Here is a 24,129-nt window from a genome sequence, read left to right as displayed (position 1 = left end):
ATACATTGTAAGTGTTTTCTTATGCTTACTATAACACAACATCATGCTTTTGTTCAAAGAAAATTCACTTTTTGATCATAAATCGGACAAAAATGTGCGAAGGTCATGGCGACGGCATGAGCGGCGGCTGCAGCAGCCTCTATAGGATATGATAGAAGCGAGCTTTTTAGTCCGTCCACCAACGCTTCAAGTCCGACCACCAGGAACGGCGGTCCGCTTTGGCTCCATCCCCTGCGGAATTGCTGCCATCCTCGCCCGCTGCTGCAGGCTCTCCGCATACCGCGGTAGGCTCGGTCCCGCTAAGGAAGGTCTCGAGCCGCCTGTTCGGACAATTGCCTTCCGCCAGCTTGCCGCTGGTCGGGTCAATATACACCGTTACGACCCCTTCCGGTATGGGGAAGATCTTCGGCGGCACCGAAGCAAGCGCCTGTTCCGTAAACTTAGCGAATATTGGCGCGGCGCGATAAGCCTCGGCGACGGTTAGCTTGCGGTCCTTGTCATAGCCGACCCATACGGCGGTTGCCAGCTCTGGCGTATAGCCCACCAGCCATGCATCCGTAGGCGTCGTGCCTGTCTTGCCTGCAACGGGCCGCTTAATAATAGAAGAAACGCGAAATGCGGTACCGCCTTCTTCAAATACGCTCTCCATTAAACTGGTCATCACATAAGCTTCCGCAGCGGTTACCGCTTGCTCGGATTTATGTTCCGCTTCATATAAGACTTGACCCTTGCGGTCCTCGATCCGGATGATCGCGATGGGCTCGGCGTGGATGCCGCCATTTGCAAACGTGCCGAAGGCGGAAGCCATTTCAAACGGGCTGACCGGGAACGTGCCGAGCGCGAGCGAAGGGACGGGCTGCATCGGGCTGTCGACCCCAAGCTTCCGCGCGGTTTCGATCACTTTGTCGGCGCCAACGGTCATGATCGTATTAACCGCGTAAATATTGTCCGAGCTTGCCAGCGCTTTGCGCATATCGATTAGCTCGTTCAAATATTTATCGCCGTAGTTGCGAGGCTCGTATGTCTTGCGGCCTTCATCGTAAGTAAACACGGTTGGCTCGCTCTTGAAGCGCGTCAAAGGCGACATAAAACCGCTCTGCAAGGCGGTTAAATACAAGAACGGCTTGAAGGAGGAGCCAGGCTGGCGCGTTTTGGCAAATACGCGGTTGTACTGGTTCTTCTTGTAGTTTTTGCCGCCTACCATCGCTTTGATATAACCATTGCGCGGATCAATGGCTACAAGCGCCGCCTGCTGCTCCGAGTTTTCGGGAATTCCTTGCGCAATAACCTCTTCGGCCGTTGCCTGCGCTTTCGGATCAAGGGTCGTATAGATCGTAATGCCGCCCTCGTTAAGCAAATGCTCATTGATGCCAAGCTTATCGACCGCTATATATCTTATATAATCACGAAAGTACGGCGCGAAACCTTCTTGCTCCCCAGAGCCGAGCGTTTGGAAGTTAAGCACCTCCGCATATGCGGCATCCGCCTTCTCAGACGTAATGGAGCCGCCTTCGAGCATGGCCTGCAAAATCGTAAGCTGACGGTCCTTCGCGTTTTTCATATTCAAATAGGGGGAATAATATTTTGGTCCCTTCGGAATGCCGGCGAGCATCGCGCTCTCTGCAAGCGAGAGCTCTGAGGCATGTTTATCGAAATACATCATCGCCGCGGCTTCAATGCCGTAGGAGCCGTGTCCGTAATAAATCTGGTTCAAGTACATGCCAAGAATTTCATCCTTGGAGTAGCTCATTTCGAGCTGAACGGTATACATCGCTTCCTTCATTTTGCGCTGCCAGGTTCGCTCATGCGTCAAATACAGATTGCGTGCAAGCTGCTGGGTAAGCGTGCTTGCTCCTTGACGCGCGGAGAAGCTCTGAACGTTCACCATGACGGCGCGCGCCATACCCTTCATATCGAAGCCGCGATGGTCGTAGAAGCGCCGATCCTCAATGGCCAGCGTTGCTTCGATGACATAATGCGAGATATCGGACAGCTGCACGGAACGACGGTTTTCGCCGGCGTGGAACGTATCAATCACGTTGCCTTGCAAATCGAGCATTTGGGAGGTTTGGCTGATAGCGGCTACGGGCAGCGATTGGGTGCGCAAATAAATAAGCGTGCCCACCAGGATGAGCACCATTAGAGTGAGTGCGGCAGCGGTCCATCGCAGCCACTTTTTTATTTTCAAGAATTGGGGAAGGAACCTCTCGGTTATAATAGGAAAAGCAGGTCGGCGGCTTTGTTTGCCTTTCCGATTAGAAGGCTTATTCATGGAGCGGGCTCCCTTCAGTGCATAGCTTCACTTTTCCTTAGTATGGAAAAACGAGGTTCACCCTATTCACGCCGAGCCGGCGGATCATTAAATTTTTGTATAAAAGGTTGAAAAGGTTGCTTTTTTGGCCTAATTTACTATAATTACGTTTGAACGATTGAAGGAAAGAAGGGATTTTCGACATGGAATTGTGGTACACGGAAAAACAAACAGACAGCTTCGGCATTACGGCGAAGATTACTAAAACTTATGTTAATGAACAAACGGATTTTCAACAGCTTGATATGATCGAGACGGAAGAGTTCGGAACGATGCTTGTGCTTGACGGCATGGTAATGACAACGGTTAAGGATGAGTTCGTTTACCACGAGATGGTTGCGCATCCTGTTCTTTTCACGCATCCGAACCCGGAGTACGTGCTTGTAGTTGGCGGCGGAGACGGCGGCGTTATTCGTGAAGTCATGAAACACCCAAAAGTGAAAAAGGCTGTTCTTGTCGACATTGACGGGAAAGTAATCGAATACTCCAAAAAATATTTGCCATCCATCGCTGGCGAGCTCGACAACCCGCGCGTTGAAGTGCTTGTGAACGACGGCTTTATGCATATTCATGATCATAAGAACACATACGACGTCATTATGGTTGATTCGACAGAGCCGGTTGGCCCTGCTGCGAACCTATTCACCAAAGGCTTCTACCAAGGCATCTACGAGTCCTTGAAGGAAGACGGCATCTTCGTTGCGCAAACGGACAACCCTTGGTTCAAAGCGGATCTTATTCAAAGCGTAAACAAAGACGTGAAGGAAGTATTCCCGATCGTTCGTGTATACGGCGCGAACATTCCGACATACCCGAGCGGCCTATGGACGTTCACAATGGGCAGCAAGAAGTATGACCCAACGGCTGTTGACGAAACAGCTATCCCAGAAATCGATACCAAATACTACACGCCGCGTCTTCACAAGGCAGCATTCGTGCTTCCTAAATTCGTAGAAGATCTCATAAAGTAATAAGCGGTAGTTAAGGAAAGAGAGGACAAGCCTCATGAAATTGGATCAAAAATATTCAGGCAATGTCTTCATCCTGAGCTCTGACAATTATGAAGCTTCCAAAGCGGTTATCTACGGCATGCCGATGGATTTCACCGTTAGCTTCCGTCCAGGCTCGCGCTTCGGCCCTCCTCGCATCCGCGAGGTGTCGATCGGACTTGAAGAATACAGCCCTTACCTAGATCGCAGCCTCGAGGATATCGAATATTTCGACGCCGGCGATTTGCTGCTTCCTTTCGGCAACGCAGCGCGCAGCCTGGAAATTATCGGCGAATTCGTTCGCGGCGTTCTAGACGATGGCAAAATCCCTGTTGGACTCGGCGGCGAGCATTTGGTGTCATGGCCGATCTTCCAAGAGGTGTACAAAAAGCATCCTGATCTTGCGATTATCCACTTCGACGCTCACGCTGATTTGCGCGAATCGTATGAAGGCGAGCCGTTGTCCCACTCAACGCCGCTGCGCAAAGCAGCTGGCCTAATGGGCGGACAAAACATTTACCAGTTTGGTATCCGTTCTGGCTCGCGCGAGGAATGGCAATATGCACGCGAGAATATTAACTTCCACCCGTTCGAGGTATTGGAGCCGCTGAAGAAGGTGCTTCCAGAGCTTGAAGGCCGTCCGGTTTATTTAACGATCGATATCGATGTGCTTGATCCATCCGCAGCGCCTGGTACAGGTACAGCGGAAGCGGGCGGCATTACGTCGAAGGAGCTCATTGAATCGGTACATGCGATTGCGCGCTCCGGCGTGAACATCGTGGGCTTCGACCTCGTTGAGGTTGCTCCTGCGTATGATCCAACCGAGCAAACGCAGATCGTTGCGGCGAAAGTCATCCGCGAGATGCTGCTAGGATTTTTGAAATAATATAAGGAAAAGGCTTCGCCCGAACGGCAAAAACCGTTTAAGGCGAAGCCTTTTTTTGTGTTATTCATTTACAAAACTGACAACATTAGCGATATTCGACAAATTAATCGAATGACAATTCTGAATAATTAAATTATTATATGGAAGGTAAACAATGGAATGTAAGGAACATGCATGGGAATTCTAGAAACAGAAGAGAAAATAAGGAGGAGTTATTGTTGGCGAAAACGTACAAATCGATGTGGAGGGCTAGTTTGGCGGCGGCCATTTCCGCCAGTCTCGTAGCGATGCCTCTTACGGTAATGGCGGCGGAATCAAGCGGGGGCTCTACCGTCTCGCTGCGCATCATGGAAACGTCTGACCTGCATGTGAATGTAATGAACTACGATTATTTTGCGGACAAGCCTACGGATGAATACGGTCTGGCGAAGACGGCATCGCTCATTAAGAAAGCGCGTGAGGAAGCTCCGAACAGCCTATTGTTCGATAATGGCGACTTGATTCAAGGAAATCCTCTCGGCGATTACGTTGCCACGGTCGATAAGCTGCAGCAGGGCGAGACGCATCCCGTCTATAAAGCTATGAATCTGCTTGGTTATGATGCGGGCAATCTAGGCAATCATGAATTCAATTATGGTTTGGAGTTTTTAGAAAATGCGCTTGCCGGAGCCGACTTCCCTTATGTGAATGCAAATATTTATAAGGCTGACGGAGACAAGGACGAGTCAAACGACGTCAATCTGTTCAAGCCTTACTTAATTCTTGATAAAGAAGTAACCGATAGCTCCGGTGCGAAGCATACGATTAAGGTCGGCGTGATCGGCTTCGTGCCTCCCCAAATTACGCAATGGGATAAAGCGAATTTGGAAGGGAAGGTAGTCGTCAAAGATATCGTGAAGACGGCTGAGAAATATGTGCCGGAGATGAAGGCGAAGGGAGCGGATATCATTGTCGCGATTCCGCACTCGGGCTTCGAGGACATCCCGCAAACGCCGCTGATGGAAAACTCGGTGCTCTATTTAAGCAAGGTAGCAGGGATTAATGCAATCTTGTTCGGACATGCGCATAAGGTATTCCCTGATAAATCCTTCGAAGGGAAAGCTGGCGTTGACCTCGCCAAAGGTACGATCAACGGCGTCGCTGCTGTCGAGCCGGGCTTCTGGGGCAATAATCTGGGCGTTATTGATCTTACGCTTGAGAAGAAGGACGGCAAATGGACGGTTGCTGATTCGAAAACCGCCGTTAAGCCAATCTTCGATACGGTGAATAAGAAGCCGCTTGTAGAGGCAGACCAAGCGATCGTTGACGCGGTGAAAAAGGATCATGAGGAAACGCTGGCGTACGTGCGGGGACCTGTCGGCATGACGACGGCATCCATTAACAGCTGGTTCGCCCTTATCCAAGACGACCCTTCCATTCAAATCGTGACGAATGCGCAGAAGTGGTATGTCGAGAAGCAGCTGCAAGGAACGGAATACGAGGGCATTCCTGTCCTATCGGCGGGTGCGCCGTTCAAAGCAGGCGGCCGTCAGGGAGCCAACTATTATACGAACATTAAGGCAGGCGACATTGCGATTAAGAACGTTGCCGACTTGTATTTGTACTCCAATACGGTAAATGCCGTGCTCGTAACAGGAGCGGAGCTAAGAGAATGGCTCGAGTGGTCGGCAGGCCAGTTCCTGCAGATCGATGCTGCGAGCAAAGAGAAGCAAGAGCTTATCAATAATGATTTTCCAACGTACAACTTCGATGTGATCGACGGCGTAACTTACCAGATCGACGTTGCGCAGCCGCCGAAGTATGAAGCGAACGGCGTGCTTAAGAACGAAGGCGCAAAGCGGATCGTCAATCTTCAATTTGACGGCAAGCCGATCAAAGAGGATCAAAAGTTTGTTGTGGCAACCAACAACTATCGTGCTTCCTCCAGCAAATTCGCTAATCCCGACGGCAAGCGTATTATTCTTGCCGCGCCTGACGAGAACCGCCAGGTCGTCATCGATTACATTCGTACCAACAAAACGATCAATCCTTCTGCGGATGGCAACTGGTCGCTCGCACCTATCAATGATACGGTGAATGTTACTTTCAAAACATCCCCGGAAGCAAAAAGCGCGGATGATGCGAATAAGCTGATCTCCTTCGCGGCAGATGCAGAGGACGGCTATGCAGAGTTCAAGCTTGATCTAAGTGCGAAGGCAGTTGTTAAGCCGGTAGAACCAGTGAAACCGACAGAGCCGGTTGTTACGCCTTCGGAGCCTGAGAAGCCGGTCGTGACCGTGCCTCAGACGCCTCAGACGCCTCAGGAGGCCGTATATATGGTCAAATCAGGCGATACGCTCTATGCGATAGCCATCAAGCACGGAACGACGTGGCAGAAGCTAGCCAGCTACAATCAATTGAAAAACCCGGGCAAAATCTATCCGGGCCAAAAGATTAAAATACCTGCCAAGTAATTATCCTGCGTTGATAAAAAGGCGTTTTCCGCGTAACCTTAGCGGAAGGCGTCTTTTTTCACTGTGAGCGGCGGTTTTGCCCGTATGATCCAGGCTAGAATTAACTCATAATAAGTCGCAGTGTTTATCGTGATAAAGATTAAGAGGAGGAAGATTATATGCGTATTTACTCATTTCCGCCTGTGATCGATGAGCGAGCTCGCGTGCTTATTCTAGGAACAGCGCCCAGCGTGAAGTCGTTAGAGCATAAGCAGTTTTATGGACATCCGCAAAATTTCATGTGGCGCATTATTTATCGGCTGTTTAATGATTCCGATGCCGATCCGGTATATGATAACCGACTTGCATTTCTGAAGGAGCATCGCCTCGCTTTATGGGATGTGATAGAGTCCTGTGAGCGGGAGGGCAGCCTTGATGTGAATATTCGCGGGGAAGTGCCGCAAAAGCTGCCCGAGCTTGTGGCGAAATATCCGGGGCTCCGCTGCTTTGCCTTTAACGGAAGCAAGGCATACGATACCTTTCATAAGTTTTATCGCGGGCATGAAAGCTTCAAAGACATAACGCTGCTTAAGCTGCCGTCATCAAGCCCGATCCCTACTCCGAAGATGAGAACGCTTGAGGACCGGGTGGAGGCATGGCAGGCAATTGTGCCTTATGCAACAACTTAACCGCGCTCTAGCGTTGAAATTACGAGGCTTCCTGTATATAGTAGTTACATAAGATTAGACTGAACAGGAGTAAGATGATGGCTGAAAGCAGGAAAGTGCGAATTACTTTGGAGAGCGTGCAGGACGGAAGCTCGCACATCCACGCTTATGAGGGCGAATGGTTTCGCAAGGAGCGGTCCATATTTATCCGCTACAGCGAACCGGCAGTCGAAGGCGAACCGGCAGCAGGCGAGGTGCGTACGCTGGTGAAATATCGGCAAGACGAGCTGTCCATCACTCGGCGGGGCGTCATCGAGTCGGAGCAGCTATTTGTGCTCGGGCTAAGGCGGACTGGCCGTTACCACTCGGCGATGACGTCTTTCTCGCTTGAGACGGATACGATGCAGCTGTCGCTGCACATACCGAATGGCGACGGCACGACCGAAATAGCAGAAACACTGCCGACGACGCTGCCTTTTACGCTAGAGTGGGAATACGAGATGCACGTAGGTGAACAAATGTCGGGCCGTTTCCATATCCGGCTCCATATACAGGAGGAACGAAATCAATGAATTCAAATGTACTAGAGAAAATGTATGAACAGGTTAAGGCAGCGATTGCTGATGCTGCTGTGGCAGCGGGCCTTGCTGCGCGGGAGGAGCTTCCGGCATTTGTGCTTGAGGTTCCGAAGGATAAATCGCATGGTGATTTGGCGACAAATGCCGCTATGCAGCTAACGAAGCTGGCAAAGAAAAATCCTCGCCAAATTGCGGAAGCAATCATTGCGCATTTGGATACGAAGCAAGCGTCCATCCAATCGGCAGAAATTGCGGGTCCGGGCTTCATTAACTTCCGCATGGACAACAGCTATCTATATCCGGTTGTGAGCGCAGCGCTTGAAGAGGGAGAAAACTATGGACGGACTTTAGACGGCAAAGGCAAGCGTGTTCAAGTAGAATTCGTTAGCGCGAATCCTACGGGCAGCCTGCATCTAGGGCATGCACGCGGAGCGGCAGTAGGCGATGCGCTTTGTAATGTGCTTGATTATGCAGGCTATGACGTTACGCGTGAATATTATATTAATGATGCAGGCAAGCAAGTAGAGAACTTAGCTGTCTCCATCGAAGCCCGTTACCGTCAGGCGCTTGGACAAGCAGCAGAAATGCCGGAGGACGGCTATTACGGCGAAGATATTATCGGCTTCGCGAAGCTGCTGGTTGAGCAAGAGGGAGACAAGCTGCTGGAGCTTCCGGATCAAGAGCGGTTTACGTTTTTCCGCCAGTTCGGCCTGGAGCGGGAGCTCGACAAAATTAAACGCGATCTCGGTAGATTCCGCGTAGGCTTTGACGTATGGTACAGCGAAACTGCCCTATATGAGAGCGGGCAAGTTGAACAGGGGCTTGAAGCGCTGAAAGCGACAGGCCATGTATACGAAGAAGAAGGCGCAACGTGGCTTTCGACGATGACCTTCGGAGATGACAAAAACCGCGTGCTCGTGAAAAATGACGGTTCCTATACGTATTTGACGCCTGATATCGCATATCACCGCGACAAATACAGCCGCGGCTTCGACCAAATGATTAACATCTGGGGCGCTGATCACCATGGCTATATCCCGCGAGTGAAGGCAGCTATGGAAGCACTCGGCAATGACCCTAAGAAATTGACAGTGTTAATCGCCCAAATGGTCAGCTTGTTCCAAAACGGCGAGAAAATGAAAATGTCGAAACGTACGGGCAAAGCGGTTACGATGCAGGATCTTATGGATGAAGTGGGCATAGATGCGATTCGTTACTTCTTCTCTATGCGGAGCATGGATTCCCATCTTGATTTCGACATGGACCTAGCGATCTCCACTTCTAATGAAAATCCCGTATTCTATGTGCAATATGCGCATGCGCGGATATGCAGCATCTTTAGGCAAGCAGAGGAGCAAGGCATTTCGCTAAAAGCTACGGATGCTATCGATTTCAGCAAGCTGGTGGCAGAGGGCGAATTCGACCTGCTTCGCAAAGTCGGCGAGCTTCCGCAGGAAATAGCCGAAGCGGCTGCGCAATATGCGCCGCATCGTCTGATTCGTTACGTGTATGAGCTGGCATCGCTGTTCCACAGCTACTATAGAGCGGAGCGCGTGATCACGGAGGATGCCGAGCAGTCGCAAGCCCGTTTGGCCTTGCTTGGAGCGGTTCGCATTGCAATTGCGAATGTGCTGCGCCTAGTTGGCGTCTCCGCTCCGGAGCGTATGTAATTTCTTATAAAAACAAGCCGTGGATTCATGATTTATCCACGGCCTGCATCATACTCATCACATCAAGCTCGCCGATTGTTCGGCGGGCTTTGCTGCCTCTTAAGGGCTGTACAGAGCGCTTGATAATAGACTTGATCTCCGTAGGAGATAACCCAGGCTTATGGGCAAGCAAAAGCGCGATCGCTCCGCTTACATGCGAGGTGGCCATGGAAGTGCCGCTCATCTCGTTGTATTTGCCGCGAAGCCATGCAGACACAATTTTGTCGCCAGGGGCATATACGTCAATATGCGAACCGCGATTGCTGAACGGTGCGATGCGGCGCAGTTTGGTTGTAGCGCCGACTGCTATCGTTTGAGGATAGCGGGCGGGATAATCGACAGAACGCCGCTTCCCATCGTTGCCGGAAGAGGCCACAATAATAACGCCTGCGTTATGAGCGTTCGTGACGGCACCGAGCAGCGCTTTGCTCCTTGTCTTCATGCCGAAGCTCATGTTGATAACGTTAATCCGATTGCGAATGCACCACTCGATACCAAGAATAATGTCGGAAACGAAGGCGCTTCCGTTGTGATCAAAAGCCTTGACCGGCGAGATTAGCGCACGCGGCGCAACACCGATCATGCCCTGAAGCTGGTTTGCTGCGGCAATCGTTCCCGCAATATGTGTTCCATGACCATTATCGTCATGCGGGAGCATGCTGCGATTCAATAGATTGATACCTCTGGAGAGTGATTGGCGAAGATCAGGATGGCTGAAGTCAGCTCCTGTATCAATGACGCCTACTTTAACCCTATGGCCGGTCGTCGTGCTCCAAGCCTGAGGAGCTTTTATTTGATTAACGCCCCAAGGGATACCTTTGTCTACAATAATAGACTTTTGCGAAGATGAGGCATGAACGCTAATTTTGCAGTCTTTTTCAATCCATACGCGTCCCGAGAACCGCTCTAATGTTTCTTCGGCGGGCAATCGACAAGATATTCCGCGAATGATGGGCAATTGTCTTATGTTCTTTCTAGGCGATGCTGACGAAGCGACCTGAGACATTTGCTGTACGAAGTATCGGTAGTCGCTCGCACGCTGAAAGCGAATGATTCGCTTTACGGTCGTTGCGTCCGTGCAAGCCATCGTATCCTGCAGCAAACGGATAAAAGCGGCGGTGTCCAAACTTGGCTTCCCCTCCCGACGGACCATGCTGCACTATTGTATGAACGAGCGCTCGATAACGCATGAGCCACTTGCCTTTTTTCACATAATTAGGCTTGAAACCGTGTCAAAAATCGTTAAGGGACATAGGATGAACAAAGAGTTCTCAGGGGCTCTTACGTCCAAGGTACGTTACCTCGTGTCATGGCCGGATGGATACAGTCAAAGCGGAAGGATTATCCTTTCGCTTTTTGCATTTAAGTCCAAGCTATACGGGCGGCAGCGCGGGCCGCTTGCTTTTTTGGAGGAAATAGGTTTTACTATACTTTGACTAGCGTAAACGACGGGTGCCAACCTCTGGCAGCGGCCGCTCGTTTCGTAATGAAATGTGAGCGGTGTATAAGAGGAAATCGTACACGGTTCTTGCATTTAGATGGAATGAACGAGTACATAATTTGATTGGCAAGAGAGGATGTGTCCATATGAGCAGCAGCAATTTTACGTTAAAGCTGGATCCTGAACGTATGAAGGAAATGCCTATGGTCGATTTGGCCTTTGAAGTGCTGAAAGCGGCTAATACCCCTTACTACTATCGCGATCTAATGATGGAGATCGCTAAAATACGCGGTCTTTCCGCAGACGGAATCAACCAGTTCATCGCACAAGTGTATACGGAGATCAACATCGATGGCCGTTTTGCTTGCGTTGGCAGCAACATGTGGGGACTAAAGCGCTGGTATCCGGTTGAGCGCTCCGAAGATCCTGTAGGCAATGCGAAGCGTACGCGTATCATCAATGATGACGATGATCTCGAAGATGATGATGTATTTGCGGACGAGGAAGAGGATACTTACGCAGAGGCTGAAGAGGACTACGACGTATTCGACGAAGACCGCGAGGATTTCGAAGAGGCTGAAGAGGAAGCGGAAGTTGATGAGGAAGTTGGCATCGATGACGAGGAGCTCGACGAGGAAGAAGTCGACGGCGAATTGGATGCGGATGATGATGACTCGGATGATGATGAAGAGTTTGAAGAGGACGATAGCGACGACAAATAGGTAACAAATTATGTGAGGCTGTATAAGCGGTAAGCTTATGCAGCCTTGCATTTTACTATGACGCCAGCAATGCTTCTAATAGACGGGGAAAGCCGATTGCGTTGGAGTATGGCGCATCCTGTCAGTTTCGCTTGACAGGTCCTATGAGCGCAGAGTAAACTATCTCATGGGCTTAAGATTCGGTTAACAAATAACGCATACAAGCGTAAACGGCTGTTGTCCTCCTTTGGAGGCAAAAGCGCGTTCCGCGCTGAAATATAAGTAAAGTATAATGTTTCAAACTTATGCTTTCTTATATTTTTATATATGCCAAAAAAGGAAAAGTGCCCCGTTGCTACGGGTGTCACTTTTTTTGTTTGTGGGGGATGGGTCTGTAGGAAACATTTCCACAAACTGGATGGATAGGCAGAGTGTATCTGCATCCATGTTTATCGAGTAAATGGGCAAACCTAAACATTAACCATAGGAGCTTGGAGGGTATCATCACAGTGACCAAATATATATTTGTAACCGGCGGCGTAGTGTCGTCCTTGGGTAAAGGGATAACAGCAGCCTCGCTCGGTCGATTGCTGAAGAACAGGGGCCTCAAAGTAACGATTCAAAAGTTTGATCCTTACATTAACGTGGATCCGGGAACGATGAGTCCATACCAGCACGGAGAAGTATTCGTCACCGATGATGGCGCAGAAACGGATTTGGATCTTGGTCACTATGAGCGGTTCATCGATATTAACCTATCGAAGAACAATAACGTGACTTCCGGCAAAATCTATTCCAACGTGATTACCAAAGAACGTCGTGGCGACTATTTGGGTGGAACGGTTCAGGTTATCCCGCATATTACGAACGAAATCAAAGACCGCGTTTTCCGCGCGGGCAAAGAAGCGGGCTCCGATGTCGTGATTACGGAGATTGGCGGTACAGTCGGCGATATCGAGAGCTTGCCTTTCCTTGAAGCGATCCGTCAAATCAAGAGCGATATCGGCCGCGACAACGTTATGTACATTCACGTTACGCTTATTCCTTATATCAAAGCAGCAGGTGAAGTGAAAACGAAGCCGACGCAGCATAGCGTTAAGGAATTGCGCAGCATCGGCATTCAGCCGAACGTGATCGTATGCCGTACGGAGCATCCTCTTGCTGAGGATCTGAAACGCAAAATCGGCTTGTTCTGCGATATCGATGCGAATGCGGTCGTGGAATGCCGCGATGCTTCGACATTATACGAGGTGCCTTTGATGCTTCGTGAGGAAGGCCTTGACGAGATCGTTGTCAACCATCTGAAGCTCAAAACCGAACAACCGGACATGCGCGAATGGGAAGCTCTTGTTAAGCGCGTCAAATCGCTTCATAAGAAAACGGAAATCGCAATTGTCGGTAAATACGTTGCGCTGCATGATGCTTACCTCAGTATTGTAGAATCGCTTGAGCACGCGGGTATTGCCTCGGATTCAGAAGTTAAAATTCGCTGGCTGCATGCAGATGAGCTTACGGAAGAGAACGTGGATGAGCAATTAAACGGCGTTCACGGCATTCTAGTGCCAGGAGGCTTCGGCGATCGTGGTATTGAAGGCAAGATTACGGCTATCAAATATGCGCGCGAGAAGAAAATTCCTTTCTTCGGTATCTGCTTAGGTATGCAGGTTGCTGTAATTGAATATGCTCGCAACGTAGTTGGACTAGCGAACGCGAACAGCTCGGAGATTAACCCGTCTACTCCTTATCCGGTTATTGATTTGCTGCCGGATCAAAAAGACATTGAAGATATGGGCGGCACGATGCGCCTTGGTCTATACCCTTGCAAGCTTAAGCCTGAGACGCTTGCTGCACAAGAATATAACGACGAGCTCGTTTATGAGCGTCACCGTCACCGGTATGAGTTCAACAATGAGTACCGTGAAGCCATTGAAACGGCAGGCTTGACTATTTCCGGAACATCACCGGATGGACGCCTTGTGGAAATGGTGGAAATGGCTGACCATCCTTGGTTCTTGGCTGTTCAATTCCACCCGGAATTCACGTCCAGACCGAACCGTCCGCAGCCGTTATTCCGTGGATTTGTGCAAGCAGCGCTTAATTATTCGGAATAAAATATCGTTATTTCTTACACTGACATATTCTGTAACAGCATCCGATAAGTTTTTCTCAATATGAGAAGGATTATATACCCACTTTAGCGAATATATTAACGATTATGGAAGAGTTGGCCATTTCTTTGGGCAAGCTCTAGTCGCGGGGGGATTTGGAGTTGGATAAGAAGAAAGTGTTGATCGTTGATGATCAGAACGGTATTCGCGTTTTGCTTATGGAAGTATTTAGCAGCGAGGGGTACAATACGTTCCAAGCGTCTAATGGCAAGCTGGCTTTAGAAATCGTTAAGAACGATGCTCCCGATCTTGTGTTGCTGGATATGAAAATTCCAGGTATGGATGGTTTAGAAATTTTAAAGCATGTGAAAGCTATCGACCGTAACATTAAAGTCATCATGATGACCGCATATGGTGAGTTAGATATGATTAAAGAAGCGACTGATCTCGGAGCATTAATGCATTTTACGAAGCCATTTGACATCGATGAGATGCGAATTGCGGTAAATATGCAGCTGCGTGGCGGCAACTCCACAAGTCGGTTTGCAATAGGTTCTTGATTCAGCTTACAAACGGCATCGTCGCTTGCTGGTAGACGGTGTCGTTTTTGCATTTTCTGGAAGAGGCAAAACGAGCTTTACTATTTCAAGGCGCGTTATGTTATAATGGCTCAGAATGACAAGTTGGAACGAGCTTGAATGGTCCGTTTGTTCGGAAGCAAAACCAAGCGTAATAATAGGAGCAAAGGTATGAACCGCCTAAAAATGGCAAGTGAGCTTTACACTCGCTTGATTTGGCGTTTTTTCCTTTATTCTCTTCCAAGTCTACGGGAGGAACTATAACTAGATGGAGAAATTGATGATACGCGGTGGACGGCCGCTTCGCGGCACCGTTCAGATCAGCGGAGCCAAGAACAGCGCAGTTGCGCTTGTCCCTGCTGCTATTTTAGCAGAATCAGAAGTTGTTTTAGATAATTTGCCTATCATAAGCGATGTAGCGGTATACAGTGAGATTTTGCAGGAGCTTGGCGCTGTCGTTAAACGTGACGGCGACATGATGCGCATTGATCCTACCGAGCTAGTCTCGAAGCCAATGCCGAACGGGAAAGTGAAGTTATTGCGCGCATCCTATTACTTGATGGGTGCCATGTTAGGTAGGTTTGGAGAAGCAACAATAGGAATGCCCGGCGGCTGTAATTTTGAGCCGAGGCCAATCGATCAACATATTAAAGGTTTTGAGGCACTCGGAGCTACCGTAACCAATGATCACGGGTCTATCCGAATTTCTGCCAAAGAGCTGCGCGGCGCTAAAATTTATCTCGATGTGTCAAGCGTAGGAGCAACGATTAACATTATGCTTGCGGCCTCCCGGGCCAAAGGATTAACGATTATTGAAAACGCGGCAAAAGAGCCTGAAATTATAGATGTAGCTACTCTCCTAAATGCCATGGGCGCAAAAATCAAAGGTGCCGGAACTGAGACGATTCGAATTGAAGGAGTCGATCAACTTCACGGTTGCCGCCATTCCATCATTCCCGATCGAATCCAAGCCGGTACGTATATGATTGCAGCTGCTGCGACGCGCGGCGATGTCCTTATTGATAATGTTATTCCAAAGCACTTGGAAGCAATGACGGCCAAGCTCGAAGAAATGGGCGTTCAAGTCATTGAAATGGATGAATCCATCCGAATTATTGGAGCGCCAAAATACTCTTCAATCGATGTAAAAGCACTCGTATATCCTGGTTTCCCTACAGATCTTCAATCGCCGATGACGACCTTGCTAACGCAAGCGAGCGGAGTCAGCATTTTGACCGATTATGTTTATGGCACCCGGTTCAAGCATGTTCCTGAGCTATCTCGTATGGGAGCTGACATCCGCGTGGAAGGCCGCTCGGCTGTGATCGAGGGCGGTAAGCTGAATGCGGCTAAAGTGAAGGCTGCCGATCTGCGTGCAGGGGCTGCGCTTGTTGTTGCTGCGCTAACTGTTGACGAAGGCGTTACCGAAATATCGGGCGTCGAATATATTGACCGAGGTTATGATAATTTAGTAGAGAATCTATGCCGTTTGGGCGCAGATGTATGGCGTGAGACGGAAGCCACATCATAAGGAACAGGCCGATACGGACGCTGTGGAATAGACGGCGTCTAATTCGGCAATGATGGATAATCAGGCATATGATTTTACTAGATACACAAAAATCATAATGAAAATTGAATAAAGTGGTGAGAACATGACAGACCTTCAGATCGCCGATCTAGAAGAGATGAAATTGACTGATCTATACAAATTAGCGAAGCAATTTCAGGTTCCGTACTACGGTACGCTTAAGAAGAAAGAATTGATTTTTGCTATCCTACGCGCGCAGGCAGAGAAGAGCGGCCTCATGTTTATGGAGGGCGTACTCGATATTTTATCAGAGGGCTTCGGATTTTTACGACCTATTAACTATTTGCCGAGCAAGGAAGATATTTATATCTCAGCTTCACAAATTCGCAGGTTTGATCTGAGAAGCGGCGATCTTGTATCCGGGAAATGCCGTCCGCCAAAAGAGAATGAACGCTACTTTGGCTTGCTGCAGGTAAATGCCGTCAACGGCGAGAACCCTGAGACAGCATCCGAACGACTGCACTTTCCTGCGCTTACTCCTCTTTATCCAGAAAAGAAGCTCGTGCTCGAGACGACGCAGTCGAAGCTATCCACTCGAATGATGGATTTGCTCGCACCTGTAGGACTCGGACAACGCGGACTCATCGTTGCTCCTCCTAAGACGGGGAAAACATTGCTGCTCAAAGAAATCGCCCACAGTATTTCAGAAAACCGTCCCGATATCAAATTATTCGTCTTGCTCATCGATGAGCGTCCCGAGGAAGTTACAGATATGCAGCGCTCCGTCAAAGGAGAGGTTATTGCCTCTACGTTCGATGAGCTGCCTGAAAACCATATTAAAGTAGCTGAGCTTGTTCTTGAACGGGCTCTACGTCTTGTCGAGCATAAGAAGGATGTCGTGATTCTAATGGATAGCATCACTCGTCTTGCTAGGGCGTATAACTTGGTTATTCCACCATCCGGGCGTACACTTAGCGGCGGTATTGATCCGGCAGCGTTCCATCGTCCGAAACGGTTTTTTGGTTCGGCACGCAACGTTGAAGAGGGCGGAAGCTTGACAATACTTGCAACTGCGCTGATTGAAACGGGCTCGCGTATGGATGATATCATTTATGAAGAATTTAAAGGTACTGGCAATATGGAACTCCATCTGGACCGCAAGCTTTCCGAGCGTCGTATATTCCCTGCTCTAGATATGCGCAGATCAGGCACTAGACGCGAAGAGATGCTTTTGACGAAGGAAGAGCTTGATAAAGTATGGGCCATCCGCAGAGGGATGACAGATACGCCGGATTATGTCGATAATTTCTTGAAGAAGCTTAAGGACAGCGAGAACAACGAACAGTTCCTCATGTCTCTAGATACAACTGTAGAAGCGAAACCGGAGCGGTCCGGTATCAAGAGCAGCACCACAACGACCAGCAGGCGTCCTACGCCTAGAACGACGCACGGATCGTAAGACCGCAGGAGGGAGTACAACATGAATCTCGTATATGCGGATGAACAAGGAAATGTTTTTGACCATCCAGATTTTGTGGCCTTGGGAAGAAGCGGCGATATGATCGTGGAAATTATGGAAGATGAATTGATTCCTCTTCCTAATGGAGCGACGCTTGTTAGCTTGCCCTTCACTCGGCCTATTGGGCTTAACCCGGACACAGGCGAAATGCAGGTGCTGCCTGGCGGAGCGCAAGCGGTAGGCGCTTTGCTGCCGCAGGGCTTTACCCGTCTTTGCCTGCCTGGCTACGTGAAAGCTGATAAGAACGAGAAGCTTCCGCTGTTTGGCTATACGGCAGTCGTATGGAAAGACGGCAACTTCTATGTTACGGCGGAGCAAAGTGATGATCCAGAGAGATGGGACCCGCTTAATTGCGACCGCGGCGAGCTAGGCATTCAGGTAGAGCGCATCCTTGCCAAATACCCGGAAAATCGTCTATACAAGCATCTGTCCAATTGTGCTTTAGGCTATGAGTGCTTAACCTCTTCCAACACATTTCTAGGTCGCTGGGAAGGCGCTGTGCCTGTATCCTATTCTTGCAATGCAGGCTGTTTTGGCTGTATTTCTGAGCAACCGGATGACAGCGGCTTTGTAGCGCCTCAGACTCGGATGAATTTTAAACCAACGGTCGACGAAGTTGTCGAAATCATGCTGGAGCATTTGCGCGAGCCGGAATCGATCATTAGCTTCGGCCAAGGCTGCGAAGGCGAGCCCTCCACGCAAGCGAAAATCATTGTAGAAGCCATGAAGCGCGTACGCAGCCAAACCTCGCTTGGCTATATCAACATCAACACCAATGCGGGATTGACGGATTTCATGCGTGCAATCGTTGACGCAGGGCTTAACCTGATGCGTGTAAGCACGATCAGCGCGCTTGATGAACATTACAATGCGTATTACAAGCCTCGCGGCTATACGCTCAAAAATGTCGAGAAGTCGCTTAAATACGCATCCGATAATGGCGTTTATACATCGATCAACTATTTGATTTTCCCAGGGGTTACGGACCGCGAGGAAGAAATAGAAGCGATGATCGGATTCGTGAAGCGCACGGGCCTCAAGCTGATTCAAATGCGCAACCTGAATATCGACCCGGAAAGCTATTTGGCTATTATTCCGAAGGCGCAGGGTGAAATTTACGGCATGAAGCAAATGCTGGAGATTTTCCGCGAAGAGCTGCCTGACGTCGTTATTGGTTCTTATACCCATGTACCGCCGGCGGCGCTGTTTAAATAAGGGAGCCCAATGAACGGTAATTACATCTAATATTGACATATGAGCGATTATTCATTGCAACTGCAAAACAGTTCATGCTATAATCCGAGATGTGTGATTTAACTCTGGGTCCGCATGCGATTCAGGGCAGAAAGAGGTGAACGAGATGAAACAAGCTATTCATCCGACATACCACATCATTACAGCAACTTGCGCTTGTGGAAATTCCTTCGAGACTGGTTCGATTAAACCGAGCCTTCGCGTAGAGGTTTGTTCCCAATGCCACCCATTCTACACGGGTAAGCAAAAGTTCCTGGATGCTGGCGGCCGCGTCGATCGTTTCAAGAAGAAATACGGTATTTAATCCTACAAATCGTTCCGCCTTTATTTGGCAGAATACAAGAGCCTCCCTCAGCCATCCTATTGGATAGAAGGGAGGTTTTTTGATTGGATAAGAAACCATTCGATTCGAGTAAACGGCTTAGATTAAGCCGATTCACAATTTCGGCGGCATGTGTTGCATTGCTGGCCATAACGCTCGCAGGCTGTGGCAACAGCAAGCAGGAGAACAGGCTGAGAACCTACGGCCACGACGGTTATATGGGATACTCCAACAGCAATCCGAACTTGCCCAATCGTTATGAATACCTAAATTATAATGCGGACGGCAATTTTATCGAACAGGTGCTGCAGCCGATTTCTGGCATTGAGCGCACGAATATTTATTTTAACGGTACGGATCTGCATGTGAATTTGAACGTCAACAACGCGTTGTCTGATGCTCAAGTTGAACAGCTGCGCGCAAAGGCGCAGTCGGTTGTACAGCATAATATGCCTCGTTATAACGTTCATGTGGAAGCAAAACGATAAATAGCAGCAATCTATTTCCAATCTTGTGGACGAGTTGCGCTTTGCCTCGGAATCGGCTATACTTATTTTTGCCGTGCTAGATGGGGAGGTAGCGGTGCCCTGTAACTCGCAATCCGCTGTAGCGAGGTTGAATTCCTATTTGAGGTTATGCCGATATGGGGTCTTGGCACTTGCGAGCAGTGTTGACGGTTGGGTCCTCCGCAATGGACGTTTGTGAACGGGTCAGGTCCGGAAGGAAGCAGCCATAAGCAAATTAGTTCATGTGCCGGGGGAGTGCCTGACTCGAGCTGTAGTGCAAGGATGTCGCCTGGGTCGCATTTATCAGGAATAGGTGCACGGTACTAAATTTTTCCTAAAATCAATGCTAAATACAAAAGTAGCACCTGTAGACGCTGTTCGATGTTTTTGTCGGAATACGCGATTGCAGGTGTTTTTGTTTGTGATTCTTTTAATTGTATATGGAATAGGGATATGACAGGCAAAAGAGAGTTTTGATTGCTACACAGTTGTTGTATAATAGAGGCATAGCCCTTATATTTTGTAATGAAAAGGCAACATGAAAGGAAAGGTCTGCGTGTCACATATCGCATTATATCGTGCCTGGCGTCCGCAGACGTTTCAGGACATGGTCGGTCAACAGCATATTATCCAAACGCTGCAAAATTCAATTCGTGAACAACGCGTATCGCATGCTTATCTTTTTAATGGACCGAGAGGTACCGGAAAGACCAGCGCCGCGAAAATTTTGGCGAAAGCGGTTAACTGCGAACGTGGCCCAGCTGAAGAACCCTGTAATGAATGCGACGCTTGCATAGGGATTACAGCGGGGCATATTATGGATGTAATAGAGATAGATGCTGCATCCAATCGCGGTATTGATGAAATTCGTGACATTCGAGATAAAGTGAGATATGCGCCTTCAGAGGTGCGGTTCAAAGTTTATATTATAGATGAAGTACATATGCTTACGGCCGAGGCGTTTAATGCCTTGCTCAAGACGTTGGAGGAGCCGCCGGGGCATGTTATTTTTATCTTGGCGACGACTGAACCGCATAAGCTGCCGGCAACGATCATCTCGCGCTGTCAGCGGTTTGATTTCAGGCAGGTATCGCTTGAAGAGCAGACGGAACACTTGTTAAAGATATGCCGCGAGGAAGGCATACAAGCTGATTCGGATGCGCTTGCTTATATCGCAAGGCTGTCCGAAGGCGGAATGCGGGATGCGATTAGCTTGCTGGAGCAGGTATCCGCTTTTGCAGGCGAGCGGATCACGCTTGAGGCAGCGGTGGATGTGACTGGCGGCATGGCCGCCGATCATTTCTATCAGCTTGCCGAGGCGGTCAGAGATCGAAATGTAGCGTCGGTTATGCCGCTTGTTGAGAGCTTGATGCAAGCCGGCAAGAGCGCGGACAAATGTATGGAGAACCTAATCTATTATTTCCGCGACTTGCTGGTTATGAAGCTTGCTCCACAGGGCGGCGCAGCAACGGAGCGCATCGTTGATCCGGAACGCTTCAAAGCGATGGCGGATGCTTTTACTCCCGGGCGGCTGTTCGCGATGATTGATACGCTGAACCGCTATCAGGTGGAGCTGAAGCATGCGTCACAGCCGCAAACGCTGTTCGAGGTAGCGCTTATGAAGCTCTGTACGCTAGGTGAAGAACAATCTTCAAGCGGAGGAGCGGCTGCGGGCTCAGCTTCGACCGGCGCTCAGCCAGCCGAAGTGGGCCGGCTGCGCCAGCAGGTTGAAGCGCTTGAGCGCAAGCTTGAGCAAGCGCTCCAGAATGGCATAGCTGCTGGGGGCAATTCATCTGCCGCTGACAATGCGGCAAGCAAGCAAGCGGCGCGCACCAATGCGGTTCGCAGCTCGTTTGGCGGCTCAGGCGGCATAGCCCGTTCGTCCGTCAAGCTTGATCCTTATTTAGCCACAGCCGGCAGCCCTGAATTCAACCAATTCCGCATGAAGTGGAATGATGTCCTGCAGGGTGTCAAGGAAGCCAAGATAACCGTCCACGCCTGGTTGAAGGACGGCGAGCCCGTCGCTTCCGCTGATGATGCCATTCTCGTCGCATTCAAAAATACGATGCACCGAGAAACGACCGAAAAACCAGCCAATCGTGATATTATAGAGAAAGTTATGCATGATGTCCTTGGCGGGTCGTTCCGGATCGTTACGGTCATGATGAAGGATTGGCAGGCTGCGGCACAAGGCGCTAGCGCCCAGAAGACCGAGACGCTGGAACTGGAACCTGAGGCTTCTCACGCATCGCAAGCTTCAAGCAGACCCGAATGGGTGGAAGAAGCCGTTAAGCTTTTTGGTGAAGACTTAGTAGTTGTGAAGGATAAGGATTAAATTCTAATGATGAGGTGATTTCTAATGAACAACATGAACCAAATGATGAAGCAAGTGAAGAAGATGCAGGATCAAATGATGAAAGCGCAAGAAGAGCTTGAAACAAAGACAGTTGAGGGAACTGCTGGCGGCGGCGTCGTTACGGTATCGGCTAACGGCCATAAGAAACTGCTTAGCATTACGATCAAACCTGAGGCTGTAGATCCGGAAGATGTAGAAATGCTGCAAGACCTTGTGCTTACTGCAGTTAACGATGCGCTTTCTAAAGTAGATGAGCTTGCGAACAAGGATATGGGCAAATTCACTGGCGGAATGAAAATTCCGGGATTGTTCTAAGAAGAACCGCGCGCTTTCGTTTGAAAGGAGCTGTACCTAGTTTTGTATTACCCCGAACCGATAGCGAAATTAATTGATGCTTTTACGCGATTACCGGGTATTGGACCCAAAACGGCCGCCCGTCTGGCGTTCCATGTGCTTCGAATGAAAGAAGACGACGTCATTGATTTTGCGAAGGCGCTAGTAAGCGTTAAGCGCAATTTGTTCTATTGCTCGGTTTGCTGCAACATTACGGATACCGATCCGTGCAGAATATGCCAAGATAAGTCTCGCGATAATTCCGTTATTTGTGTCGTACAAGAATCGAAGGATCTTGTGGCCATTGAGCGGATGAAGGATTTTCAAGGGCAATACCATGTTCTGCAAGGTGCGATCTCTCCGATGGAGGGAATCGGACCAGATGAAATTCGAATTGCGGAGCTATTGCGGCGGCTAAGTGATGAACGCGTGCAGGAGCTTATCCTGGCGACTAACCCGAATATTGAAGGCGAAGCGACTGCGATGTACTTATCGCGTCTTATTAAACCTTTTGGCATCCGTGTAACACGTATCGCGCATGGACTGCCTGTTGGCGGCGATCTTGAATATGCGGATGAGGTTACACTCTCCAAAGCATTAGAAGGTCGACGGGAAATAAACTAGCGTTTGGCAAAATAAGAAGCGGCAGGTCGAGATCATTCTCGACTTGCCGCTTTTTCTATAGCTGCAGAATCTCTCAAATCCTCGTTCTATTCTGGTGTCCAAGCCTATACATATAGTAAAGAACTGTATTTAGATAGGACATGCGGGAGGGATATGTTTGAAGAACAAGCATCAGGCGGTCTTGGAGAAAGAAGTTATCCAAATGGATGAAATTCGGCTCGAGATAGCTGCAGCGCACCGAGAGTGGGAAAATGCGAATCGTTATTTCAATCATGCACACGGCAAAGATCAAATCGATTACGCCATTTACTGCATGATTACAGCGGAGAAGAGATATGATATGCTGCTTCGTTTGGCAAAGCGTTCAAGCAATAACTGGCCGGCATGGGGAGGAGTGTTGAAATGAAAGTCATTTGGTTATCCGTATTTATAGTATCAAGCCTTTTATTGGCAGTTGTCTTATTAAGAAATAAGCTTTCGTGGGGAATGCTTCGTGGATTCGCGCTTCACCTTGTTTTGGCAGCTGCGTTATTATACGTGTTAAATTATTCAGGAGTTGTTCCAGGCATGTACATACCGCTGAATCCCATTACGATCGGCACGGTGCTTACTTTGGGCGTACCGGGGATAGCGCTAATTGTCGGCCTGCAATGGGTGGTTGTGTAGGGGGAAACAAAAAGGTTTGGCCAAAAGGTTGACGCGAGAAGCGATTATATGCTACATTAGTTCTCGCGCCAAGAGTAAGTAAACAAGCTTCAAAAAAAGAAATAAAAAAATTACTTGCATTAACTTGGGCATCTGTGATATATTATAAAAGTCGCCAATGAGACACATGGCCGACACGAAAGAAAAGATTGTTCTTTGAAAACTGAACAACGAGTAATAACTGCCCTTATGATTCTAACGAATCGTAAGAAAAAGCGATAAAAAAGTGATGAGCATTTCAAACACCAATTTGGAGAGTTTGATCCTGGCTCAGGACGAACGCTGGCGGCGTGCCTAATACATGCAAGTCGAGCGGATCTTGTCCTTCGGGATAAGATTAGCGGCGGACGGGTGAGTAACACGTGGGTAACCTGCCTGTAAGACTGGGATAACATTCGGAAACGAATGCTAATACCGGATACGCGATACGGTCGCATGACCGAATCGGGAAAGATGGAGCAATCTATCACTTACAGATGGACMCGCGGCGCATTAGCTAGTTGGTGAGGTAACGGCTCACCAAGGCGACGATGCGTAGCCGACCTGAGAGGGTGATCGGCCACACTGGGACTGAGACA

Annotated in this window: 21 protein-coding genes and 1 other RNA gene; 20 read left to right on the top strand and 2 right to left on the bottom strand. The window is 49.1% G+C overall.

The genetic code is table 11. The features are described from left to right. Nucleotides 1–166: 166 nt before the first annotated feature. Nucleotides 167–2,272 carry a transglycosylase domain-containing protein gene (locus ADU23_RS08130; protein ID WP_053373277.1) on the bottom strand — a complete coding sequence of 702 codons (2,106 nt, stop codon included), beginning with the start codon at nucleotides 2,270–2,272 and terminating at the stop codon, nucleotides 167–169. 182 nt (nucleotides 2,273–2,454) lie between these two features. On the opposite strand from ADU23_RS08130, the gene speE reads away from it, so the two are divergent. The 6 genes from speE to argS all read left to right on the top strand — a co-directional run bounded on the left by speE (nucleotide 2,455) and on the right by argS (nucleotide 9,534). Then, nucleotides 2,455–3,282 carry a polyamine aminopropyltransferase gene (gene speE, locus ADU23_RS08125; RefSeq protein WP_053373276.1) on the top strand — a complete coding sequence of 276 codons (828 nt, stop codon included), beginning with the start codon at nucleotides 2,455–2,457 and terminating at the stop codon, nucleotides 3,280–3,282. Between the two features lie 34 nt (nucleotides 3,283–3,316). Further along, nucleotides 3,317–4,186: an agmatinase gene (gene speB, locus ADU23_RS08120; protein ID WP_053373275.1), complete on the top strand. Its 870-nt coding sequence runs from the start codon at nucleotides 3,317–3,319 to the stop codon at nucleotides 4,184–4,186. Between the two features lie 239 nt (nucleotides 4,187–4,425). Then, nucleotides 4,426–6,639 (top strand): bifunctional 2',3'-cyclic-nucleotide 2'-phosphodiesterase/3'-nucleotidase, encoded by a 2,214-nt coding sequence (locus tag ADU23_RS08115; RefSeq protein WP_053377532.1) that lies wholly within the window; start codon nucleotides 4,426–4,428, stop codon nucleotides 6,637–6,639. Nucleotides 6,640–6,797: 158 nt separating this feature from the next. Then, entirely contained in the window at nucleotides 6,798–7,307 is a 510-nt protein-coding gene (locus ADU23_RS08110; protein ID WP_053373274.1) for a DNA-deoxyinosine glycosylase, read from the top strand. 77 nt (nucleotides 7,308–7,384) lie between these two features. After that, complete coding sequence (locus tag ADU23_RS08105; RefSeq protein ID WP_053373273.1) at nucleotides 7,385–7,858, top strand: DUF1934 domain-containing protein; 474 nt, start codon at nucleotides 7,385–7,387, stop codon at nucleotides 7,856–7,858. Next, nucleotides 7,855–9,534 (top strand): arginine--tRNA ligase, encoded by a 1,680-nt coding sequence (gene argS / locus ADU23_RS08100; protein WP_053373272.1) that lies wholly within the window; start codon nucleotides 7,855–7,857, stop codon nucleotides 9,532–9,534. The genes ADU23_RS08105 and argS overlap by 4 nt, the downstream gene beginning before the upstream one ends. Nucleotides 9,535–9,559: 25 nt before the next feature. Here argS and ADU23_RS08095 read toward each other — a convergent pair whose 3' ends face one another. Continuing rightward, entirely contained in the window at nucleotides 9,560–10,699 is a 1,140-nt protein-coding gene (locus tag ADU23_RS08095; protein ID WP_053373271.1) for a S8 family peptidase, read from the bottom strand. 461 nt (nucleotides 10,700–11,160) lie between these two features. Here ADU23_RS08095 and rpoE point away from each other — a divergent pair, with 461 nt between their 5' ends. The 14 genes from rpoE to ADU23_RS08030 all read left to right on the top strand — a co-directional run bounded on the left by rpoE (nucleotide 11,161) and on the right by ADU23_RS08030 (nucleotide 23,512). After that, nucleotides 11,161–11,736, top strand: coding sequence for a DNA-directed RNA polymerase subunit delta (gene rpoE / locus ADU23_RS08090; RefSeq protein ID WP_053373270.1), 576 nt, complete (start codon nucleotides 11,161–11,163; stop codon nucleotides 11,734–11,736). Nucleotides 11,737–12,224: 488 nt separating this feature from the next. Continuing rightward, nucleotides 12,225–13,826, top strand: coding sequence for a CTP synthase (locus tag ADU23_RS08085; protein WP_053373269.1), 1,602 nt, complete (start codon nucleotides 12,225–12,227; stop codon nucleotides 13,824–13,826). A 158-nt stretch (nucleotides 13,827–13,984) separates the two neighbouring features. Next, on the top strand, nucleotides 13,985–14,383 hold the full coding sequence (locus ADU23_RS08080; RefSeq protein ID WP_076271590.1) for a response regulator: 399 nt from the start codon (nucleotides 13,985–13,987) through the stop codon (nucleotides 14,381–14,383). Between the two features lie 286 nt (nucleotides 14,384–14,669). Next, the gene (locus tag ADU23_RS08075; protein ID WP_053373268.1) at nucleotides 14,670–15,932 is read left to right on the top strand and encodes a UDP-N-acetylglucosamine 1-carboxyvinyltransferase; all 1,263 of its coding nucleotides are present in this window, start codon (nucleotides 14,670–14,672) and stop codon (nucleotides 15,930–15,932) included. A 124-nt stretch (nucleotides 15,933–16,056) separates the two neighbouring features. Continuing rightward, entirely contained in the window at nucleotides 16,057–17,391 is a 1,335-nt protein-coding gene (rho, locus tag ADU23_RS08070) for a transcription termination factor Rho (protein WP_053373267.1), read from the top strand. A 21-nt stretch (nucleotides 17,392–17,412) separates the two neighbouring features. Further along, complete coding sequence (locus ADU23_RS08065; protein WP_053373266.1) at nucleotides 17,413–18,666, top strand: radical SAM protein; 1,254 nt, start codon at nucleotides 17,413–17,415, stop codon at nucleotides 18,664–18,666. A gap of 145 nt (nucleotides 18,667–18,811) precedes the next feature. Then, entirely contained in the window at nucleotides 18,812–19,009 is a 198-nt protein-coding gene (gene rpmE, locus ADU23_RS08060) for a 50S ribosomal protein L31 (protein ID WP_053373265.1), read from the top strand. 83 nt (nucleotides 19,010–19,092) lie between these two features. After that, nucleotides 19,093–19,515, top strand: coding sequence for a hypothetical protein (locus ADU23_RS08055; RefSeq protein WP_053373264.1), 423 nt, complete (start codon nucleotides 19,093–19,095; stop codon nucleotides 19,513–19,515). Between the two features lie 71 nt (nucleotides 19,516–19,586). Then, nucleotides 19,587–19,854, top strand: an RNA gene (gene ffs, locus ADU23_RS31775) — signal recognition particle sRNA large type. Between the two features lie 235 nt (nucleotides 19,855–20,089). Beyond that, on the top strand, nucleotides 20,090–21,868 hold the full coding sequence (dnaX, locus tag ADU23_RS08050; RefSeq protein WP_053377530.1) for a DNA polymerase III subunit gamma/tau: 1,779 nt from the start codon (nucleotides 20,090–20,092) through the stop codon (nucleotides 21,866–21,868). Nucleotides 21,869–21,892: 24 nt separating this feature from the next. Then, nucleotides 21,893–22,204: a YbaB/EbfC family nucleoid-associated protein gene (locus ADU23_RS08045; protein WP_053373263.1), complete on the top strand. Its 312-nt coding sequence runs from the start codon at nucleotides 21,893–21,895 to the stop codon at nucleotides 22,202–22,204. Nucleotides 22,205–22,246: 42 nt separating this feature from the next. Further along, nucleotides 22,247–22,846, top strand: a complete 600-nt coding sequence (gene recR, locus ADU23_RS08040; protein WP_053373262.1) for a recombination mediator RecR — start codon at nucleotides 22,247–22,249, stop codon at nucleotides 22,844–22,846. 157 nt (nucleotides 22,847–23,003) lie between these two features. Further along, on the top strand, nucleotides 23,004–23,252 hold the full coding sequence (locus ADU23_RS08035; RefSeq protein ID WP_231637338.1) for a DUF2508 family protein: 249 nt from the start codon (nucleotides 23,004–23,006) through the stop codon (nucleotides 23,250–23,252). Then, the gene (locus ADU23_RS08030; RefSeq protein ID WP_053373261.1) at nucleotides 23,249–23,512 is read left to right on the top strand and encodes a pro-sigmaK processing inhibitor BofA family protein; all 264 of its coding nucleotides are present in this window, start codon (nucleotides 23,249–23,251) and stop codon (nucleotides 23,510–23,512) included. Before ADU23_RS08035 ends, ADU23_RS08030 begins: the two co-directional genes overlap by 4 nt. The last annotated feature ends 617 nt before the right edge of the window (nucleotides 23,513–24,129 follow it).

The organism is Paenibacillus sp. FJAT-27812 (genome assembly GCF_001273905.1).
Taxonomy (GTDB): domain Bacteria; phylum Bacillota; class Bacilli; order Paenibacillales; family Paenibacillaceae; genus Pristimantibacillus.
This window is presented reverse-complemented; position numbering and strand designations above follow the sequence as displayed.

Bases quoted from the DNA above. Each gene is read 5' to 3' on its own strand.
- ADU23_RS08130 (WP_053373277.1), bottom strand. From the start codon at position 2,272: ATGAATAAGCCTTCTAATCGGAAAGGCAAACAAAGCCGCCGACCTGCT.
- speE (WP_053373276.1), top strand. From the start codon at position 2,455: ATGGAATTGTGGTACACGGAAAAACAAACAGACAGCTTCGGCATTACG.
- speB (WP_053373275.1), top strand. From the start codon at position 3,317: ATGAAATTGGATCAAAAATATTCAGGCAATGTCTTCATCCTGAGCTCT.
- ADU23_RS08115 (WP_053377532.1), top strand. From the start codon at position 4,426: ATGTGGAGGGCTAGTTTGGCGGCGGCCATTTCCGCCAGTCTCGTAGCG.
- ADU23_RS08110 (WP_053373274.1), top strand. From the start codon at position 6,798: ATGCGTATTTACTCATTTCCGCCTGTGATCGATGAGCGAGCTCGCGTG.
- ADU23_RS08105 (WP_053373273.1), top strand. From the start codon at position 7,385: ATGGCTGAAAGCAGGAAAGTGCGAATTACTTTGGAGAGCGTGCAGGAC.
- argS (WP_053373272.1), top strand. From the start codon at position 7,855: ATGAATTCAAATGTACTAGAGAAAATGTATGAACAGGTTAAGGCAGCG.
- rpoE (WP_053373270.1), top strand. From the start codon at position 11,161: ATGAGCAGCAGCAATTTTACGTTAAAGCTGGATCCTGAACGTATGAAG.
- ADU23_RS08075 (WP_053373268.1), top strand. From the start codon at position 14,670: ATGGAGAAATTGATGATACGCGGTGGACGGCCGCTTCGCGGCACCGTT.
- rho (WP_053373267.1), top strand. From the start codon at position 16,057: ATGACAGACCTTCAGATCGCCGATCTAGAAGAGATGAAATTGACTGAT.
- ADU23_RS08065 (WP_053373266.1), top strand. From the start codon at position 17,413: ATGAATCTCGTATATGCGGATGAACAAGGAAATGTTTTTGACCATCCA.
- rpmE (WP_053373265.1), top strand. From the start codon at position 18,812: ATGAAACAAGCTATTCATCCGACATACCACATCATTACAGCAACTTGC.
- ADU23_RS08045 (WP_053373263.1), top strand. From the start codon at position 21,893: ATGAACAACATGAACCAAATGATGAAGCAAGTGAAGAAGATGCAGGAT.
- ADU23_RS08030 (WP_053373261.1), top strand. From the start codon at position 23,249: ATGAAAGTCATTTGGTTATCCGTATTTATAGTATCAAGCCTTTTATTG.